The sequence below is a fragment of the Sphingomonas degradans genome, assembly GCF_053502645.1.
In genome coordinates this window covers 1537342-1555751 of sequence record NZ_CP177172.1, presented here as the reverse complement: position 1 = coordinate 1555751, position 18410 = coordinate 1537342, and the positions used below count along the sequence as shown (strand labels likewise).

Sequence of the window (18410 nt, the reverse complement as noted above, 5' to 3'; positions counted from 1 at the left end):
TTCCTGCCTCTCCCAAATCCCGCCGCTCTCTTGGTCCGCACCCTTTGGGCTGTCGGACAATGGCGTCAGGGCTGTCGTTCCGTACAGGGCGCTGCACGCCGCGCCATCGTGCGGGCCTGCGAGTCCCGACGACGGGGAAAGGCTATGGCGCATGGGGGCTTTGCACAAGCCCCGGCGCGTGCTGCCCGCCGTTTACCCCAGTTGGGAAATTTATCGGGTTGCGCTCGGTTACCCAATCCGGGTAAGGCACCCTTATGACCACATTAGCAGGCTCCAAGATCCGCCGTTTCCGCGAAGACCGCGCGCTGTCCCGCGCTGCGTTCGGCGCATGGTTCGACACGCCGGGATCGACCGTCCAGGGCTGGGAAGAAGAGGGCAAGCGCGCCTCCCCCGCCGTGCTCAACCAGATCGCCGCCAACGGCATCGCCCATCACCAGGACTGGTACGTCCATGTCCGCAACCTGGAGCAAGACATGGGCTGGACCCCCGCAAGCTGGAAAACCGCCGAGGCGCGGCAGCTGCCGACTTACCCCGATCCTGCAGCACTCGAAGCCGCGACGACTCAGCTGTCGTCCTATCCGCCGCTGGTGTTCGCGGGCGAGGCGCGCGAGCTGACCACCGAACTCGCCCGCGTGTCGCGCGGCGAGGCGTTCCTGCTCCAGGGCGGCGACTGTGCGGAGAGCTTTGCCGAGTTCCACCCCAACAACATCCGCGACACGTTCCGCGTGTTGCTCCAGATGGCAGTGGTCCTCACCTTCGCGTCGAAACTGCCGACCGTGAAGCTGGGCCGGATGGCGGGCCAGTTCGCCAAGCCGCGCTCGGCCGATACCGAAGTGATCGATGGCGTCGAGCTGCCCAGCTATCGCGGCGACAATGTCAACGACATCGCCTTCACCCCCGAAGCGCGCAATCCCGATCCGCAGCGGATGATCCAGGGCTATTCGCAATCGGCGGCGACGCTCAACCTGCTGCGCGCCTTCGCACAGGGCGGCTATGCCAACCTGCACCAGGTCCACAAGTGGACGCATGACTTCATGGGCAAGAGCCCCTGGGCCGCGAAGTTCGCCGATGTCGCGGACCGGATCGGCGAGGCGCTCGACTTCATGGAGGCGTGCGGGATCAATCCGGAAACGGTGCCGCAGCTGAAGGGCACGCAATTCTACACCAGCCACGAAGCGCTGCTGCTCCCCTATGAGCAGGCACTGACCCGGCAGGACAGCCTGACCGGCGACTGGTACGACACCAGCGCGCATTTCCTGTGGATCGGCGACCGCACCCGCTTCGACGGATCGGCGCATGTCGAGTTCCTGCGCGGGATCGGCAATCCGATCGGCATGAAATGCGGCCCCAGCCTGGAACCCGACGCGCTGCTGCGCCTGCTCGACACGCTCAATCCCAACCGGACCGCAGGGCGGATGACGCTCATCACCCGCTATGGCCATGACAAGATCGAGGCGGGCCTGCCCAAGCTGGTCCGCGCCGTGAAGCGCGAGGGGCATCCGGTGGTGTGGAGCTGCGATCCGATGCACGGCAACGTCGTCAAGGCCGCCAATGGCTACAAGACGCGACCGTTCGACCGCATCCTCGCCGAAGTGCGCGGCTTCTTCGCCGTGCACCGGGCGGAGGGGACGTTCGCGGGCGGCATCCATGCCGAGATGACCGGGCAGAACGTCACCGAATGCACCGGCGGCGCCGTGGACGTGACCGAACAGTCGCTCGCCGATCGCTATCACACGCATTGCGATCCGCGCCTCAATGCGGGGCAGAGCCTGGAGCTGGCGTTCCTGCTCGCCGAAATGCTCAACGAGGAAATGGCGGAACGGCGCAAGGCGGCGGCCTGAGCCGCAATGTGGCGGCACCGCGGCAATCGTCGCGGTGCACCGCAACAAACCGCAACATGGGCGTAATGTCGGTCTTCCAATAGCACAGGTGTCGGCGCGCTTCCCTCTGTCGCGCCGGCACTCTCCCCGAACTACGGGGCCGCTTACGGGCGGCCCCGCCTTTTCACGCCGGCCGGTGGCACACCGCCTCGACGTTGATCCCGTCCGGGTCGAGGACGAACGCCGCGTAGTAAGCGGGGTGGTAGTGCGGGCGCAGCCCCGGTGCGCCATTGTCGCGCCCGCCTGCCGCCAGCGCCGCGGCGTGGAACGCATCCACCTGTGCGCGAGTCGCCGCGACGAAGGCGACATGCATACCCGCGCCGCGCGGCGCCCCGTTGGAAACCCAGAACACCGGCTTGCCGCCGCTGCCCAGCCCGATGCCGTGATAGCCGCCGCTCTGTTCGGGCGTCACTTCCATCACCGTCGCGATGCCCAGCGGCGCGAGTGCCGCTTCGTAAAATGCGCGAGACGCGGCAAAATCCGCCGCGCCGATACCGATATGATCCAGCATAGTCGCCCCCTTCATGGAAACAGGTCCACCACCTCCGCGCCCTCGCCCTCGGCGGCGAGCAGCAGCGTGCGGTGGCAATGGCATGGGTCGCGTTCGTAGCACAGGAGTGCGCTGGGCTTCTCCTCGGCAAGCGCGCGCATCTGCGCCGCCTGGGCCTGCGCCTCGGGCAGCTCCAGTTGGTCGGCATAGACCTCGGTCAGCGTCGCGACATCGCCCTTCTTCGCCGCATCGCGGCCTCGCTTCGGCGTGCCCAGCGCTTTCAGATGGACATAGTCGATGCCCGCTTCGTGCAGGCTGGCGGCAAGGATGTTCTTGGAAAACCCCGGGCGCCTGGACAGCGGCAGCGCGCGCACGTCGATCACGCGCTCGACCCCGGCGCGCTGGAGCGCGGCGATAAACTCGCCCATGGTGGTGGCTTCATAGCCGATGGTGAAGATCTTCAACGCGCCTGCTCCCGTGCCAGCGTGGTCACCACGCCGATCGCGATCAACGCCTGACCCGCGAAATAGGTCGGCCAGATCAGCAACCCCGGCACCGGCGAGCCCGCAAGCACCCCCGTCCGCGCAAAGATCAGCAGGTCGGAGAGCAGGAACAGCACCGCCCCCAGCCCCACCGTGCTGCGCGGAAAGCGGCTGGTCCACGCACTCCCCTCCATCGCGCCCAGCCCGAGCGCATAGACCGCAATCCCCTTCGCGCCCGCGCCGCCGCCCGCCAGCAGCGCCGCGAGCAGCGCCACGCCGAGCGCATTGAGGACCAGATACGCGCGAGGCCCCGCCCCGCGCCGCAGGTACAGCGCCGTGGCGACGCCATGCCCCGCCAGGAACGCCAGCGCCCCCACGGTCAGCCCATGCGTCTCCAGCAGCACATCCCCCGCCGCCCCCAATGCGAGCGCACTCGCGATCAACCGCCCATCCAGCGATCGCGCCTGCGCCCCCGCCCACAGCGCGAGCAACGCGACACCGGCCCCCTTCCACACCACTGCCGCCGGCCCGACGACGCCGATCCAGCGGTTGGCATAATAGCTCACCCCCGCCAGCAGCGCCGCGCCGAGCAACGCCCGCAACGCGCCTTGTCCGATCGCCATGTCCAAGCCCTCCCCCGCGTTGATCAGGCCAACAGAGCCGAACCGGGGCGGTCGCGCAATGCGGGGTTGACGCAGGACCACGCATAGCGTTATTTCTGAAATAACAGAAATTGTGGAAGCACCATGATAACCGACCATCCCGATGCCAAGGCGTTCATCCTCCACTGGGGCGAGATGGGAACGCATTGGGGCGTCAATCGCTCGGTCGCACAGATCCATGCCCTGCTCTATCTCTCCGCCAGGCCGATCACGGCCGAGGACATCGCCGAAGCGCTCGGGCTCGCCCGCTCCAACATTTCGACCGGGCTCAAGGAGCTGATGGCGTACACCATCGTCCGCCGCGTGCATGTCGAGGCCGACCGCCGCGATCATTTCGTTGCGGAGACCGACCTGTGGGAAATGCTCATGCGGATCAGCGCCGAGCGCAAGCGCCGCGAGATAGACCCCACCATCGCGCTGCTCGCCGAACTCTCCGAACGGCTGGCGAAGGACGAGACCGCGCCGAAGCAGCTGCGCGAGCGGATCACGCGGATGCACGAATTCATCGGCACGCTCAGCGGCTGGTACGACCAGGTCCGCCGGCTGCCCAAACCCACCCTCATCACGCTGATGAAGATGGGGGGGAAGATCGCCCGCTTCGTCGGCGGCAAGCCCGCGCCGGAGGGCTGAGCAAGAGCGCAAAGACCCCTTTTTCACGCCCAATGATTTCTCAATTTTCTGAAGCAGGAGAATTACCATGGTTGAGACCGCCTATGCGCTGTACCTCCTCATCACGCTCGGCATCACCATCTGGGTCGCGCACACGCTGTCCCGCAATGGCGAGGTGTTCCTGATCCGCTGCTTCGGCCATGACGAAATGCTCGCGCGGTCCACCAATCATTTGCTCGTGGTCGGGTTCTACCTCGTCAATATCGGCTTCATCACGCTGACGCTCAGCCTGGGGCGCGAGCCGCAGACGGTGCCCGAGGCGATCCGATTCCTCAGCAGCAAGGTGGGCCTGGCGGTGATCGTGCTCGGCGCGATGCACTTCTTCAACATGGGTGCGATCGCGCACTTCGGCCGCACCGTTGAGGGCTGGTTCGAGCGGCGTCGCGGCCCCCAGACGCTGGGGGCCTGAGCCATGCCCCGGCTGCGCAGCGAATGGGACCACACCGCCGTCGCGATACCGGCATGCTGGGCCGGGATCATCTTCCTGATCTCGTTGCTGCTCGCGGTGGTTCAGGCCGAACCGGGCGCGGTCGTGCCGGTGGAACCCGCCCCGATAGAAGTGCTGTTCGGAATCCCGGTTTTCACGGCGCTCGCCTCGATTGCCGGGATGCTGCTCAGCGCGATCCCGCTATGGGCCGGCGTCGCGGTGATGGCCACGCTGGGGCGCTGCAATCTTGGGTTTCAGCACCCGGCGATCTGGGCACTCGCCGGGGCGGCGATGTGTGGCGGCACGGTGCTGGCTTGCGGTATCGACCTCGCAGAGCCCGCCGCCCTCGCGCTGCTCTTCACCTCTGCGACTTGCGCGGCGCTGGCGCGGCGTTATGTCCGCTGGTCCCCTGTTGACGAGTAGAAGCGCAGCCATGCCCACCCACGACATCCACATCATTGGCGGCGGCCTTGCCGGGTCCGAGGCTGCCTGGCAGCTGGCGCAGGCGGGACGCAAAGTGCGGCTGTCGGAAATGCGCGGATCGGGGGACATGACCCCGGCGCACCAGAGCGACCGGCTGGCAGAGCTGGTCTGTTCCAACAGCTTCCGTTCCGATGATGCCGAGCGCAATGCGGTGGGGCTGCTCCATGCCGAGATGCGCGCGCTGGGATCGCTGATCTTTGGCACGGCGGACAAGCATCAGGTGCCCGCCGGCTCCGCGCTGGCGGTGGACCGCGATGGTTTCGCCGACAGCGTCACTGCCGCGCTCGCCGCGCATCCCAATATCGAAATCGTCCGCGAGCGCGTCGACACGCTCCCCGCCGAGGGCCTTGCCATCGTCGCCACCGGGCCGCTGACTGCGCCTTCGCTGGCCGAAAGCATCGGCGCGGCCACGGGCAAGGACAGCCTCGCCTTTTTCGACGCGATCGCCCCGATCGTCCACCGCGACAGCATCGACATGGACGTGGCCTGGATGCAGTCGCGCTGGGACAAGGTCGGCCCCGGCGGAACGGGCAAGGATTATATCAACTGCCCGATGACCAAGGACCAGTATCTCGCCTTCCACGCGGCGCTGCTCGCCGGCGAGAAGACCGAGTTCCGAGAATGGGAGAACGTCCCCTATTTCGAAGGCTGCATGCCGATCGAAGTCATGGCGGAGCGCGGCGTCGATACACTGCGTTATGGCCCGATGAAGGGCGTGGGGCTCGACCAGCCGAGCACCGGGCGCTGGCCCTATGCCTGTGTACAGCTGCGCCAGGATAACGCCAGCGGCACGCTGTGGAACATGGTGGGGTTCCAGACGAAGCTGAGATATGCCGAGCAAGTCTCTCTGTTCCGGACGATTCCGGGGCTGGAGAATGCCGAGTTCGCGCGGCTTGGCGGGCTGCACCGCAACACCTTCATCAAGTCGCCCGAGCTGCTGGACGCCACGCTCCGGCTGAAATCGCGCCCCAATATCCGCTTCGCGGGCCAGATCACCGGCTGCGAAGGCTATGTCGAGAGTTCGGCGATCGGGATGCTCGCGGCGCGCTTCGCCATCGCCGAACTGGCCGGCACCACCCTGCCCCCGCCCCCGCGCGAAACGGCGCTGGGCGCGCTGCTGGCGCACATCACCGGCGAGGCGGAGGTCGAGACCTATCAGCCGATGAACGTCAATTTCGGGCTGTTCCCCCCGATCGAGGGTCGCACGAAGAAAGCCGATCGCAAGCTGATGTACACCGCGCGGGCGCGCACTGCATTTGCGGAATGGGTGCCGGCGCTCGGTTGACCTACTCCTCGGCGTCCGGTTTGGCGGGCGCGCAGACGCAGGCGGGTTTCCGTGCCGGGCTGCGCTTGACCGCTGTGGTGGCGAACTCGGCGCGGGTAAGGACGCCCGACTTGTCGGCATCGGCGCCGGCGAATTTGCCGATCGTCTTCGCGGCCCATTCGTCGAAGCTCAGCCGCCCGTCATGGTCGGTGTCGAGCTTGGCGAAGGCCTTGCGCCGCGACGCGAGATATTCCTCGCGCGAGATGCCGTCGTTCCGATCCTTGTCATAACGATCGAAGCGCTTCTGCTCGCGGGTCTTGGCGCTGGCGCTGGGGGCTTCGTCGGGCAGCGGGTCCTCGTCCGGCGCCGCAGCGGCAAGCGCAACCGGCGCGGCGGGCAGCGTGGGGCCCGGTGACGCGCTGCCCCGGAACAGGAACAGCCCCGCCACGCCCAACAGAAGCACCGCAGCGCCCCCCGCCAGATACCGCCACATCGCCTTGCCCCCTCAGCGCCTGATGCCCGCAGGCTAACCCGCGCGCCTCCCGGGGCCAAGCCCTATCGCCCGGTCAGCCTGTGCCGCAGCAGCCGGAACACCCGCCCCGGCGCGCCCACCGGCACCGCCGCATCGGGCGCCAACGCCAGGTCCATCCGCGCGAGGTGCGCCATCGCCCCCAGCGGGCGAGCATTGCGACGCCAGCGTACCGCCAGCGCCTCTGCCAGCGCCGCCTCGGCCAGCGCGCGCGCCTCCGCCGCCTCGCCCGCATCCGCCAGATTTCGCGCCAGATCGGTCAGCGCCCAGCCCCGCCCCGCCGGCACCAGCGGATCGCGCGGGGTGGCGCCCAGCACGCGCCCGGCGGCGGCAAACAGCGCGCCCCGCCCCACGCCGTACCGCTCCAGCGCGTCGCGCGTCAGATGCTCCTCCTCGATCAGCACTTCCCAGCCATGGACGATCGGAACCAGCGCCGCGCCGCCGCCATGCGGCACGACATGCGCGGCCAGCGCCTGCAGCACCGGCTCCGCCGGCGGTGGCTCGCGGTCGAGCTTGTCCAGGGCATCGCGCCACCACGCCAGCCGCAACTGCCCCAGCGCCGGCTCCCGCGTGGTGCGCAGCAACTGTGCGAGCGCGTCGTCCAGTGCCAGCAGCGCGGCGAGCCCCGCGCGGGCCGGTGCGCGGGCATAGGACAGGATCAGGCCGCGCTCGGGGCTGTTGGGCAACAAACTATTCATCCTTTTTCCCTAGAGCGAAGGTCCGTCGGCGGAAAGCGCCTCGCGCCTGCAGACGGCGTCGGTGCCGGCGATCCGGCAACAAATAAGGAGTTTGGGCGGCGTGACCGACCATCGGGATGGCAGGTGCGCGGGCAGCCACGGGTTTCTTGCGCAACTGCGCCGCAATACCGCCGGCAACACGCTGGCGATCATGGCGCTGGCGCTCATCCCGCTGCTCGCCTTTGCAGGCTCGGCGATCGATACGGCGCGCCTCTACATGGTCAAGGCGCGGTTGCAGCAGGCATGCGACGCGGGAGCGCTCGCCGGGCGCAAGTTCATGACCTCCTCGACCGCGACGACGCTGGATTCCACTGCGACCACCCAGGCAAACGCCTTTTTCCAGAACAATTTCAAGAACGGCACGTTCGGCGTCACGTCGGTGACGTTCACGCCCACCAAGACCACCGACAGCCAGGTGGCGGGGACGGCCGTGGCGCGGGTGCCGATGACGCTGACGTCGATGATGGGATTCAGCCCGATGGACGTCACCGTCACGTGCGAGGCCCGCTATGACGTCGCGGATACCGACATCATGTTCGTGCTCGACACCACCGGATCGATGGCCTGTACCACCGCCGACGGGACCGGCGGCTGCTCGCAGTCGATCCAGACCTATACGCGCCCGGATGGGACCACCGGCTATTATGTGACCGAGAAGACCGGGTCGAAGATCGACGGATTGCGCCAAGCCGTGCTCGATTTCTACGACGCGCTGGCCGCGGCCGCCGACCCGACCACGCATGTCCGCTATGGTTTCGTGACCTACACGTCGACGGTTAACGCAGGCTATGCCGTCACGGCGCTGTCGCCCTCCTATTTCGTCGACCGATGGACCTATAACAGCCGCTCGATCATCGGCGACGCGAACAATGGCGGGTCCTCGTCCAATACCTATACGTCGACCAGCCTGGCGACGTGCAACACCTATGCCGGCAGGACTCCGGCCAGCGGCTATACGACGTCCGGCACTGCGAATGTTGTTACCGTCACCTGGACCACGAAGAATAGCGGCACCTGTGTCGTGAAGACCCAGCCGGTGAAGCCCAATTGGCGCTATCAGCCGGTCACGTTCGACACGAGCCAGTACAAGCTGGGCAACGCCGTGACCGATCCGAGCAAGATCACCGGCGCCACGTCGAAATGGCAGGGCTGTCTTGAGGAGCGCAAGACCACCGCGTCGTCGAGCTTCGACTATACCAGCCTGCCCGCCGATCTCGATCCCGATCTGGTGCCCGTGGACGACGATACGCGCTGGCGCCCGATGTGGCCCGACGTGGTCTATTATCGCGGCAACACGACCTATGCCGACGATTCGGGAACCAGCACCAATCCCTATGGCGACAACACCTCCACGACCCAGCTGGGGGCCTACACGGCGCTAAACCTCTATAACAACGTCGCCTATGGCTATGTGTCGTGTGGCAAGCCGGTCCGCCGGCTGGGCACGATGTCGAAAACCGACGTCAGCAATTACGTCAACGCCACCGATTTCGTTCCACAGGGCGGCACCTACCACGACACCGGCATGATCTGGGGCACCCGCCTGCTCTCGCCCACCGGGCTCTTCAGGGCCGACACCGCGCCATGGCCCGGTCGCAAAGAACCCAATCGTTTCATCGTGTTCATGACCGATGGCGACATGTCGCCCAGCACGTGCCTGTACGGCATGTACGGCATCGAGAATTACGACAAGCGCGTCACCAACGGCAGCTACCAGTCCGGGTGCGGCAGCACGACGCAGCTGAATTACCACAACGCCCGCTTCCTGGCGGAGTGCGCGGCGGCGAAGGCGCGCAATATCTCGATCTTCGTCGTCGGGTTCGGCCAGACGCTGACCAACGAACTGAAGACCTGTGCGTCTGCCGGGCAATCCTATTATGCCAGCGACAACGCCTCGCTGACCACGGCCTTCCAGTCGATCGCCAAGCGCGTGGCGCTGTTGCGGATATCGAAGTGACGTTCCCCTCGCCCCTGCGTCGGCTGCTTGCCGAACGGCGCGGCACGTCGGCGATCGAATTCGCGCTGATCGTGCCGGTCTTGGTGATGATGCTGCTCGGGATGATGGACCTGTCATACCAGTCCTATGTCCAGGCGGTGCTGGAAGGCGCGATGCAGAAGGCCGGGCGCGATTCGGGAATCGAGGCCGCCAACACCACCACGATCGACAACAGCGTCAAGGCAAAGGTCGCGGGCGTGGCGCCGCGTGCCACCTTCGCGATCACGCGCAAAAGCTATTCCACCTATGCCAACATGGCACCCGAACGCTTCACCGACACCAACGGCAATGGCGTACGCGACACCGGCGAATGCTATGACGACATCAACGGCAACCGGGTCTGGGACGCAGACCCCGGACTGATGGGCCAAGGCGGCGCGAACGACGTGACCGAGTATACCGTGACCGCCACCTATAACCGCATCTTCCCACTCGCGACGATGCTGGGCTGGTCGCGGCAGCAATCGGTGAGCGCCACCACGCTGCTCAAGAACCAGCCCTATCAGTCGCAGGCCGTGCCGACCGTGGTGTCGCGATGCAATTGACGCCGCTCCTCAAAAGCACGGCAGCGTGCGCCGACCGGCTGCGTCAGGATTCGCGCGGCGTCTCGCTGCTCGAATTCGCGATCGGGCTGCCGCTGCTGCTGGTCGCCGGGATGTGGGGCGTCGAGTTGACGCATCTGGCGATCACCAACCAGCGCGTGAGCCAGCTTGCGCTGCAACTCGCCGACAACGCCTCGCGCGTCGGACTGTACAGCAGCCTGGCGACGATGCAGCTCCGCGAAGTCGATATCAACGACGTGCTGCTGGCCACGCGCACCCAAGGCGACGGAATCGGCCTGACGACCAATGGCCGCATCATCCTGTCCAGCCTAGAGAACGTCCAGCAATCCTATGACAGCGCCCCGGTGCAGCGGATTCACTGGCAGCGATGCATCGGCTTGAAGCGCGGCACCGGTTATGATTCCAGCTATGGCACCACCACCACGGCGGCCGGGACGACCAACACCCAGGCCAATGCCGGAACCGCCGCGAGCACCGGAATGGGCGATACGGGGTCGAAGGTGAATGCGCCTTCGGGATCCGGGGTGATGTTCGTGGAGATTAATTATCTCTACACGCCGATCATCGGCACCGGCTGGTTCACTGGCGCCCAGCGGCTGCATTACACTGCGTCGTTCATCGTTCGCGATAATCGCGATTTTGCGCAGATCTATAACCCCTCGCCTGCGGCGACACGATCGACCTGCAACCTCTACACCCAATGACCGGGCGGAGTGCCCGGCGCTCCCCGACCGGAGAGCGCCGGGTATCGATCACCCCTTGTACGTCACCTTCTTCACCGCAGCCACGACTCGCGCGGCATCGACCAGCGCGAGCTTTTCGAGGTTGGCGGCATAGGGTAGCGGCACGTCTTCGTTGGTCACGCGCAGCACCGGCGCGTCGAGGTCGTCGAAGCCCTGCTCCATCGCCACGGCGATGATCTCCGACGCGATCGAGCAGGTCGGCCAGCCTTCTTCGACCACGACCATGCGGTTGGTCTTCTTCAGGCTTTCCAGCACCGTCGCGGTGTCGAGCGGGCGCAGCGTGCGCAGGTCGATCACTTCGGCGTCGATGCCCTCGGCCGCCAGCGTCTCCGCCGCGTCGAGCGAGACGCCCACGCCGATCGAATAGGACACGATCGTCACGTCCTTGCCCTCGCGCACGATCCGCGCCTTGCCGATCGGCAGGACGTAATCGTCGAGCTTCGGGATTTCGAAGTGGCGACCGTACATCAGCTCGTTTTCGAGGAACACGACCGGGTCCTCGCTGCGGATCGCAGCCTTGAGCAGGCCCTTGGCATCCGCCGCGTCATAGGGCGCGATCACGATCAGGCCGGGGACGCTGGCGTACCACGGGCCATAATTCTGGCTGTGCTGCGCGCCGACGCGGCTCGCGGCGCCGTTGGGGCCACGGAACACGATCGGGCAGCGCATCTGGCCGCCGGACATATAGTTGGTCTTCGCCGCCGAGTTGATGATGTGGTCGATCGCCTGCATGGCGAAGTTGAACGTCATGAACTCGACGATCGGACGCAGCCCGCCCATCGCGGCGCCGGTGCCGATGCCGGCAAAGCCATATTCGGTGATCGGCGTGTCGATCACGCGCTTGGGACCGAACTCGTCGAGCAGGCCCTGCGTCACCTTGTACGCGCCCTGATATTCGGCGACTTCCTCGCCCATCACGAAGATGCGCGGATCGGTGCGCATTTCCTCGGCCATCGCGTCGCGCAGCGCTTCGCGGACGGTCACCTTCACCATTTCGGTGCCGGCCGGAATTGCCGGGTCGGCGACGGTCGCCGACTTGTCGCTGGCCAGCTTCTCGGTGCCGCTTGCCGCCTTCTTGGGCGCCGGCGCGTCCGATTCCTCGGCCTTGGCCTGCGTCGCCGGGGCTTCCGCCTTCGCGGCAGGCTCGGCTTCCTCGCCCTCGCCCGCGATCAGCGCGATCACGGTGCCGACCTTCACGTTATCGGTGCCCTCGGCGACCACGATCGACTGGATCGTGCCTTCGTCCACGGCCTCGAATTCCATCGTCGCCTTGTCGGTCTCGATCTCGGCAAGGATATCGCCGGACTTCACCACGTCGCCTTCCTTGACGAGCCACTTGGCCAGCGTGCCCTCTTCCATCGTGGGCGAAAGCGCCGGCATCTTCAGTTCGATCGCCATCTCAGTACGACTCCACCAGCACGTCGGTATACAATTCTGCCGCATCGGGTTCGGGCGTCTGCTCCGCGAAATCGGCGGCTTCGTTCACGATCTTGCGAATTTCCTGCTCGAGGGGCTTCAGCACCTCTTCGGTGACGCCCATCGATTCGAGCTCGCGCTTGACCGCCTCGATCGGGTCGGACTTGTCGCGCACCGCCTGGACTTCCTCGCGGCTGCGATACTTGGCGGGGTCGGACATCGAGTGGCCGCGATAGCGATAGGTCTTCATCTCGAGGATGATCGGGCCCTTGCCCGCGCGCACCCAGGCGAGCGCCTCTTCGGCAGCACCGCGGCAGGCGAGGACGTCCATGCCGTCCACCTGGATGCCGGGGATGCGGAAGCTCTCACCGCGCTTGTACAGCTGGTCTTCGGCCGAGGAGCGGTTGACGCTGGTGCCCATGGCGTACTGGTTGTTCTCGATCACATAGATGATCGGGAGCTTCCACAGTTCGGCCATGTTGAAGGATTCGTACACCTGGCCCTGGTTCGCGGCGCCGTCGCCGAAATAGGCCATGGCGACGCCGCCATCCTCGTTATACTTGTGCGCGAAGGCGAGGCCCGTGCCGAGCGAGACCTGCGCGCCGACGATGCCATGGCCGCCGTAGAACTTCTTCTCGGTCGAGAACATGTGCATCGAGCCGCCCTTGCCGCGCGAGATACCCGCGCCGCGGCCGGTCAGCTCGGCCATGATCACCTTGGGGTCGATGCCGTAAGCGAGCATGTGGCCATGGTCGCGATAGCCCGTGATGACCGAGTCCTTCTCGCCGTCCAGCGCGGACTGCAGGCCGACGGCCACGGCTTCCTGGCCGATGTAGAGGTGGCAGAAGCCGCCGATGAAGCCGAGGCCATAGAGCTGGCCCGCCTTCTCTTCGAAGCGGCGGATCAGCAGCATCTGCTTGTAGAATTCGAGCAGCTGTTCCTTCGACGCGGTGTAGCGCGTCGGCTCGGCCGGTCGCTCGCGATTGGGAATCGCTGGGGGAGTAGGTGCGGTACGTGCCGGTGCTTTGGCCACAGTAAATCCTCATGCCCGGGGGAGGTCAGGGGCGAGCCTATAAGCGCGTTTCCGGCCCGGACGCAACGGCAACGCGCGGAGGTGGGGTGTCGCCCTGCGAAACGAATCATTGCCGCACGACGGACGCGATGTCCCGACGCGCGATATGGTTGCAGACGTTACGGAATTTGGCGTTGCCGGCGGCTCAGCGATCGAGCGGGATGATCACTTCGTCGGGGCGCACGACGTTGAGCTGCTTGCGCGTCAGTTCGTCCGCCAGATCGGGATCGACCCCGCGCCGGGGATCGAGCAGGTCGACGCGGTTCTTCAGCTCCGCGCGCTTTTTCTCGAGCGCGGCGAACTCGACATGCTTCTGCGCCAGCTCCGCACGGATCTCGCGCGTGGCGATGAGCCCCGTCGGCCCCAAAACGGCATTATAGCCGAAGAAGCCGACGGCGATCAGCACCGCCGCCGGGAGCCCGGCGCGGCGCAACAGCGTGCGGATCGGAGAAGTGCGCGTCATGTGGTGAATCTCGCTTAACCAGCGCGATTTGGCAAGACGCGACTTCTACCTAACGCTCACTTCAGGATGGATTTTCCGGCGTAGATCGCCGCGTCGCCCAGCTCTTCCTCGATACGGATCAGCTGGTTGTACTTGGCGAGCCGGTCCGAGCGCGCGAGGCTGCCCGTCTTGATCTGGCCGCAGTTGGTGGCGACCGCGAGATCGGCGATCGTCGCATCCTCGGTCTCGCCCGAACGGTGCGACATCACGGCGGTGTAGGACGAACGCTGCGCCAGGCTGACGGCCTCCAGCGTCTCGGTCAGCGTGCCGATCTGGTTGACCTTCACCAGCAGCGAGTTGGCATAGCCGCCCTCGATCCCGCGCTTCAGGCGAGTCGGGTTGGTCACGAACAGATCGTCGCCCACCAGCTGCACCTTCTTGCCCAGCAGTTCGGTCAGCGTCTTCCAGCCTTCCCAATCGTCCTCGGCCATGCCGTCCTCGATCGAGAAGATCGGATATTGCGCCGCCAGGTTCGCGAGGAACTCGGCGTTCTGGGCCGAGGTGAGCGTCTTGCCCTCACCCACCATGCGATAGGCGCCGTCCTTGTAATATTCGGTGGCCGCGCAATCGAGCGCGAGCATGACGTTCTCGCCGGGCTTGTAGCCCGCCGCCTCGATGCTGCTCATGATGAAGTCGAGCGCCTCGGTGGTCGATGCGATGTTGGGGGCAAAGCCGCCCTCGTCGCCCACGCCGGTCGCCAGGCCCTGTTCATGCAGCTTCTCCTTCAGCGTGTGGAAGATCTCGGAGCCGCAGCGCACCGCCTCGACGATGTTCTCCGCACCGACCGGCACGATCATGAATTCCTGGAAATCGATGGGGTTGTCGGCATGCTCGCCGCCGTTGATGATGTTCATCATCGGCACCGGCAGGACATGCGCATTCACGCCGCCGACATAGCGATACAGCGGCAGGCCGCGCGCATCCGCAGCCGCCTTTGCCGCCGCAAGGCTGACGCCCAGGATCGCGTTCGCGCCCAGCCGGCCCTTGTTCGCGGTCCCGTCCAGCTCGATCATCGCGCGGTCCAGGTCGGCCTGGTCCTCGGCATCGAGGCCCAGCACTTCCTCGGCGATCTCGCCGTTCACCGCATCGACGGCGTCCTGCACGCCCTTGCCCAGCCAGCGGGTCTTGTCGCCGTCGCGCTTCTCCACCGCCTCATGCGCGCCGGTCGACGCGCCCGAGGGCACGGCGGCGCGGCCGAAGCTGCCGTCTTCCAGCATGACATCGACCTCCACGGTGGGGTTGCCCCGGCTGTCGAGGATCTGGCGGGCGTGGATGTCAATGATTGCGGTCACGAAACGGCCTCCCTAATTAGGGTAAGATTGGTGGGACGACGGGCCTCTAACGCCTTGTCGCCGCTGCGGCAACGATTGCAGATGGAACCGGCGATGGCCGCCTTGGTTCTCTCGGGGAATAAACGGAAAGGGATTCGGCATGGCTGACGAAACTACCCCCAACACGACCCCGGCAACGGGCGATACGGCAACCTTCACCGCAGATCCGGCGGGCGCTGCACCGGCGGACGCGATGTTCGATACCACGAAGGATTCGGCGGAACCGAAGAAGACCGCGACGCAGACGCTGAAGGACGAAGCGAGCAAGCTCGGCACGCAGGCTGCGGACAAGGCCCGCGAATATGCCGGCGAAGGCAAGGACCGCGCGACCTCCGCGCTGGATGAAGTCGCCAAGATGATGGCGAGCGCCGCCGACGACGTGGATGCGAAGCTTGGCGCCGAATATGGCCGCTACGCACGCTCCGCCGCCGAAGGCATCTCGGGCTTTGCCGACTCGCTGCGCGGCAAGGAAGTGGATGACCTGATCGCCAGCACCACCGATTTCGTACGCAAGAGCCCGGTGATGGCGGTTGGCGCGGCCGCGGCGGTGGGCTTCATGCTTGCGCGCCTGGTCAAGTCGAGCGTCGATGCGGCGCCCGAGCCCGCGCCTGCCGAACCCACCGACGCCTGACGCGGGCATGGGGGTGGGCGAACCGGACGCGGACCAGAATATCGGCGCGCTGCTTGGCCAGCTGGTCGAGGACGGCAAGGGCCTGGCCCGCGCCGAGCTGGGCTATTATTACGCCATCGCGCGCGCCAAGCTGCGGGAGGTCCGCAACAGCCTGTGGCTCGGCGCGGTGGCGCTCGGGCTGGCCCAGGCGGCGATCATCGCGCTGATCGTCGGGCTGGTGCTTACGCTTTCGCCGCTGGTCGGTCCCGGCTTTGCAACCCTGATCGTCGTCGGAGTCACGGGCGCGCTGGCGGCGCTGGCTGCCCGCCTCGCCTGGCTCCAGGTCAAGCGCGTGCTGAAGGATCGCCCATGACCACCGATGTCTCCGTCGCCGAAGCGCGGGTACAGGCCGCCCGCGCGCGCCTGCTCGCGACGGTCGGCGCGGTGCAGGACAAGCTGCATCCTAGCAATCTGGCCCAGGATGCGATGGAGAACGCCGCGCAGGGCGTCGCCTCCGCCGCGCGCAAGGGCGCCGAGATCGCGCGCACGCGCCCCGTGGCAGTCGCCGCGATCGCCGGCACGATCGGGCTGGTGCTCGCGCGCGGATGGATCGGCGACATCTTCAAACGCCGCCACCGCGATGAAACCGCACCCGCCACCGATGGTTTGGACAAGCGTACGAGCCCCGCGAAACCCGCGAAGAAAGGATAGTCCGAAATGACCACCACCCCCGCCCCCGCCGATACGTCCGAGAGCACTCAGGGCAAGGCGCTCCAGGTCATCGAGGACCTTGGCGACAATCCGATCGCGCTGCTCGCCGGCGGCATTGCGCTGGGCGTGCTGATCGGCGCGCTGCTCCCGCGTCTCGCCAAGGAGCGCGAGTTGCTGGAGCCCGTCGGCCGCAAGCTCGCCGAGCGCGTGACGGCGGTAGCACAGGCCGCGAAGGAAGCCGGCAAGCAGGAAGTCGATGCGCTGCTGCCGAACAAGGATGACACCAAGGAGCGCGTCACTGCGCTGTTCGGCAACATCCTGGATGCCGCCAAGAGCGCGGCAAAGGCCGGATAAGGGCTTTTGGGGGCTTGAGCGCTTCCGCAGACCCGCTAAGGCCTGCGGAAACCGCTCTCCCCAGGAGACTCCATGAGCAAACTACATCTCGTTTTCGGCGGTCGCGTCAGCGATCCCCAGACCCTCGATTTCAAGGACCCGTCAAAGCTCGACGTGGTCGGCATCTTCCCGGATTACGCCGAGGCCGAAAAGGCGTGGCGCTCCGCTGCGCAGCGCACGGTCGACGACGCGGAAATGCGGTATGTTGTCGTCCACCTGCACCGGCTGCTCGAACCCGACATGACCAACGCCCCCAAGGCGTGAGCGATCGGAGGCGGGTGTAACGCCCGCCTCTGTCCTTCCCGATCGATAACGAAGAAAGCGCCGGCTCAGGCCCGGCGATAGTGCCAGGCGAGCAAGGGCCGCGCGAGCAGCATGCCCGCGATCAGCCCGCCGATCGGCCCGACGATGCTGGCCGAAATCTCCAGCCCGCCGCCCACCAGCGAAAATACCAGCTGCACCGCCAGCCAATAGCCCGCGAGGATCGCGATCTGGATCGCCCGCGTCAGGTGGCGGGGTACCGGCAGCGCCTGTGGCACGCCGTACAGCATCAGATACGCGCCGATCGCGGCGAACAGCCCGCACGACAGCCCCGCGCTCACCATCCCCGATCCCGGCGTCAGCAAGAGGCGCGCCGCCGCGCCGGCATAGATGCCCGCGACGAACACCACGCCCAGCCCAACTCCGCCGATCGCGCGCTCGACAAAACGGCCCGCGATCAGCAGGAACACGCCGTTGAACACGACATCGAGGATGTTCGGCGGGATAAAGGCCGAGGACAGCGGCGAGGTCCAGGACAGCAGCGGCGTGTCCCGCCACCCGCCGGCCAGGAAATCGACCGGCGCGAAGCCGAACTGCCCCAACGCCTGCCGCGAGCCAATCGCAAGCACCACGAACAGCGCGACGAAAGCCGCGACGGCGATCAGCGCGTCAGTGAAGCGTCCCCGGGGCAGGTGCATCGCAGGTCAGATGAACTCGATCTGCGAGACCAGGTAATAGCGGTCGCCCGCCGGCACCGACACCTCGACCTCTTCGTCCACCTTGCGCCCGATCAGCGCGCGGCCGATCGGCGAGTTGTACGAGATGCGGCCCTTGCTCGCATCCGCCTCGGTCTGGCCGACGATCTGGTAGCGGATCGGCTTTTCGTCCTCGTCGAGCAGCGTCACGGTCGCGCCGAACACCACCTTGTCGCCCGACAGTTCGAGCGGGTCGATGATCTGCGCGCGGCTCAGCTTGTCCTCGATGTCGGCGATCGACGCCTCGATCTGGCCCTGCCGCTCCTTGGCCGCATGGTATTCGGCGTTTTCCGAAAGATCGCCATGCGCGCGCGCTTCCTCGATCGCGTCCACGATCAAGGGGCGTTCGGCTTTCAGACGTTTCAGCTCTTCGGTGAGAGTCTGATAGCCTTCTGCCAGCATCGGCATCTTTTCGACGGTCGCCATACCCATTC

24 protein-coding genes are annotated in these 18410 nt (G+C 66.4%); 13 read left to right on the top strand and 11 right to left on the bottom strand.

Annotation, left to right across the window (positions count from 1 at the left end):
- Positions 1-254: 254 nt before the first annotated feature.
- Positions 255-1841: a class II 3-deoxy-7-phosphoheptulonate synthase gene (locus ACG3SL_RS06965; protein WP_448664412.1), complete on the top strand. Its 1587-nt coding sequence runs from the start codon at positions 255-257 to the stop codon at positions 1839-1841.
- A gap of 163 nt (positions 1842-2004) precedes the next feature.
- Here the strand turns inward: ACG3SL_RS06965 and ACG3SL_RS06960 are convergent, their stop codons facing one another.
- Genes ACG3SL_RS06960 through ACG3SL_RS06950 form a run of 3 tightly spaced genes read right to left on the bottom strand, consistent with a single transcriptional unit; the run spans position 2005 to position 3475 of the window.
- Positions 2005-2391 (bottom strand): VOC family protein, encoded by a 387-nt coding sequence (locus ACG3SL_RS06960; RefSeq protein ID WP_448664411.1) that lies wholly within the window; start codon positions 2389-2391, stop codon positions 2005-2007.
- Positions 2392-2402: 11 nt separating this feature from the next.
- Entirely contained in the window at positions 2403-2834 is a 432-nt protein-coding gene (locus ACG3SL_RS06955; RefSeq protein WP_448664410.1) for a DUF488 domain-containing protein, read from the bottom strand.
- Positions 2831-3475: a lysoplasmalogenase family protein gene (locus tag ACG3SL_RS06950; protein WP_448664409.1), complete on the bottom strand. Its 645-nt coding sequence runs from the start codon at positions 3473-3475 to the stop codon at positions 2831-2833. Before ACG3SL_RS06950 ends, ACG3SL_RS06955 begins: the two co-directional genes overlap by 4 nt.
- A 123-nt stretch (positions 3476-3598) precedes the next feature.
- On the opposite strand from ACG3SL_RS06950, the gene ACG3SL_RS06945 reads away from it, so the two are divergent.
- The 4 genes from ACG3SL_RS06945 (at position 3599) to trmFO (ending at position 6378) form a co-directional block, all read left to right on the top strand.
- Positions 3599-4144 (top strand): GbsR/MarR family transcriptional regulator, encoded by a 546-nt coding sequence (locus ACG3SL_RS06945; protein ID WP_448664408.1) that lies wholly within the window; start codon positions 3599-3601, stop codon positions 4142-4144.
- Positions 4145-4211: 67 nt separating this feature from the next.
- Positions 4212-4592, top strand: coding sequence for a hypothetical protein (locus tag ACG3SL_RS06940; RefSeq protein ID WP_448664407.1), 381 nt, complete (start codon positions 4212-4214; stop codon positions 4590-4592).
- Between the two features lie 3 nt (positions 4593-4595).
- The gene (locus ACG3SL_RS06935) at positions 4596-5033 is read left to right on the top strand and encodes a hypothetical protein (RefSeq protein WP_448664406.1); all 438 of its coding nucleotides are present in this window, start codon (positions 4596-4598) and stop codon (positions 5031-5033) included.
- A 10-nt stretch (positions 5034-5043) separates the two neighbouring features.
- Complete coding sequence (trmFO, locus tag ACG3SL_RS06930; protein ID WP_448664405.1) at positions 5044-6378, top strand: methylenetetrahydrofolate--tRNA-(uracil(54)-C(5))-methyltransferase (FADH(2)-oxidizing) TrmFO; 1335 nt, start codon at positions 5044-5046, stop codon at positions 6376-6378.
- Between the two features lies 1 nt (position 6379).
- Here trmFO and ACG3SL_RS06925 read toward each other — a convergent pair whose 3' ends face one another.
- Positions 6380-6850 (bottom strand): histidine kinase, encoded by a 471-nt coding sequence (locus ACG3SL_RS06925; protein WP_448664404.1) that lies wholly within the window; start codon positions 6848-6850, stop codon positions 6380-6382.
- Between the two features lie 62 nt (positions 6851-6912).
- Positions 6913-7584, bottom strand: coding sequence for a squalene/phytoene synthase family protein (locus ACG3SL_RS06920; protein ID WP_448664403.1), 672 nt, complete (start codon positions 7582-7584; stop codon positions 6913-6915).
- 100 nt (positions 7585-7684) lie between these two features.
- Between ACG3SL_RS06920 and ACG3SL_RS06915 the strand changes: the two genes are divergently transcribed.
- Genes ACG3SL_RS06915 through ACG3SL_RS06905 form a run of 3 tightly spaced genes read left to right on the top strand, consistent with a single transcriptional unit; the run spans position 7685 to position 10886 of the window.
- On the top strand, positions 7685-9580 hold the full coding sequence (locus ACG3SL_RS06915) for a TadE/TadG family type IV pilus assembly protein (RefSeq protein WP_448664402.1): 1896 nt from the start codon (positions 7685-7687) through the stop codon (positions 9578-9580).
- On the top strand, positions 9577-10164 hold the full coding sequence (locus ACG3SL_RS06910; protein ID WP_448664401.1) for a TadE/TadG family type IV pilus assembly protein: 588 nt from the start codon (positions 9577-9579) through the stop codon (positions 10162-10164). Before ACG3SL_RS06915 ends, ACG3SL_RS06910 begins: the two co-directional genes overlap by 4 nt.
- Positions 10155-10886: a TadE/TadG family type IV pilus assembly protein gene (locus ACG3SL_RS06905; protein WP_448664400.1), complete on the top strand. Its 732-nt coding sequence runs from the start codon at positions 10155-10157 to the stop codon at positions 10884-10886. The genes ACG3SL_RS06910 and ACG3SL_RS06905 overlap by 10 nt, the downstream gene beginning before the upstream one ends.
- Before the next feature lie 48 nt (positions 10887-10934).
- On the opposite strand, the gene ACG3SL_RS06900 is transcribed toward ACG3SL_RS06905, so the two are convergent.
- From ACG3SL_RS06900 to eno, 4 genes are all read right to left on the bottom strand, one after another.
- Positions 10935-12323, bottom strand: coding sequence for a pyruvate dehydrogenase complex E1 component subunit beta (locus ACG3SL_RS06900; RefSeq protein WP_448664399.1), 1389 nt, complete (start codon positions 12321-12323; stop codon positions 10935-10937).
- Position 12324: 1 nt separating this feature from the next.
- On the bottom strand, positions 12325-13374 hold the full coding sequence (gene pdhA, locus ACG3SL_RS06895) for a pyruvate dehydrogenase (acetyl-transferring) E1 component subunit alpha (RefSeq protein ID WP_448664398.1): 1050 nt from the start codon (positions 13372-13374) through the stop codon (positions 12325-12327).
- Positions 13375-13558: 184 nt separating this feature from the next.
- On the bottom strand, positions 13559-13876 hold the full coding sequence (locus ACG3SL_RS06890; RefSeq protein WP_448664397.1) for an FtsB family cell division protein: 318 nt from the start codon (positions 13874-13876) through the stop codon (positions 13559-13561).
- 56 nt (positions 13877-13932) lie between these two features.
- Positions 13933-15207 (bottom strand): phosphopyruvate hydratase, encoded by a 1275-nt coding sequence (gene eno, locus ACG3SL_RS06885; RefSeq protein WP_448664396.1) that lies wholly within the window; start codon positions 15205-15207, stop codon positions 13933-13935.
- Positions 15208-15346: 139 nt separating this feature from the next.
- On the opposite strand from eno, the gene ACG3SL_RS06880 reads away from it, so the two are divergent.
- The 5 genes from ACG3SL_RS06880 to ACG3SL_RS06860 all read left to right on the top strand — a co-directional run bounded on the left by ACG3SL_RS06880 (position 15347) and on the right by ACG3SL_RS06860 (position 17224).
- Positions 15347-15877 carry a hypothetical protein gene (locus ACG3SL_RS06880; protein ID WP_448664395.1) on the top strand — a complete coding sequence of 177 codons (531 nt, stop codon included), beginning with the start codon at positions 15347-15349 and terminating at the stop codon, positions 15875-15877.
- Positions 15878-15890: 13 nt separating this feature from the next.
- Entirely contained in the window at positions 15891-16229 is a 339-nt protein-coding gene (locus ACG3SL_RS06875) for a phage holin family protein (protein ID WP_448664394.1), read from the top strand.
- The gene (locus ACG3SL_RS06870) at positions 16226-16567 is read left to right on the top strand and encodes a DUF3618 domain-containing protein (protein ID WP_448664393.1); all 342 of its coding nucleotides are present in this window, start codon (positions 16226-16228) and stop codon (positions 16565-16567) included. Before ACG3SL_RS06875 ends, ACG3SL_RS06870 begins: the two co-directional genes overlap by 4 nt.
- A gap of 6 nt (positions 16568-16573) precedes the next feature.
- Positions 16574-16921, top strand: coding sequence for a hypothetical protein (locus tag ACG3SL_RS06865; protein ID WP_448664392.1), 348 nt, complete (start codon positions 16574-16576; stop codon positions 16919-16921).
- 72 nt (positions 16922-16993) lie between these two features.
- The gene (locus ACG3SL_RS06860; RefSeq protein WP_448664391.1) at positions 16994-17224 is read left to right on the top strand and encodes a DUF4170 domain-containing protein; all 231 of its coding nucleotides are present in this window, start codon (positions 16994-16996) and stop codon (positions 17222-17224) included.
- A 65-nt stretch (positions 17225-17289) separates the two neighbouring features.
- Here ACG3SL_RS06860 and ACG3SL_RS06855 read toward each other — a convergent pair whose 3' ends face one another.
- Together ACG3SL_RS06855 and greA are read right to left on the bottom strand one after the other, a co-directional pair.
- Positions 17290-17919, bottom strand: a complete 630-nt coding sequence (locus ACG3SL_RS06855) for a rhomboid family intramembrane serine protease (RefSeq protein ID WP_448664390.1) — start codon at positions 17917-17919, stop codon at positions 17290-17292.
- 6 nt (positions 17920-17925) lie between these two features.
- Entirely contained in the window at positions 17926-18402 is a 477-nt protein-coding gene (gene greA / locus ACG3SL_RS06850) for a transcription elongation factor GreA (protein WP_448664389.1), read from the bottom strand.
- Positions 18403-18410 lie beyond the last annotated feature (8 nt).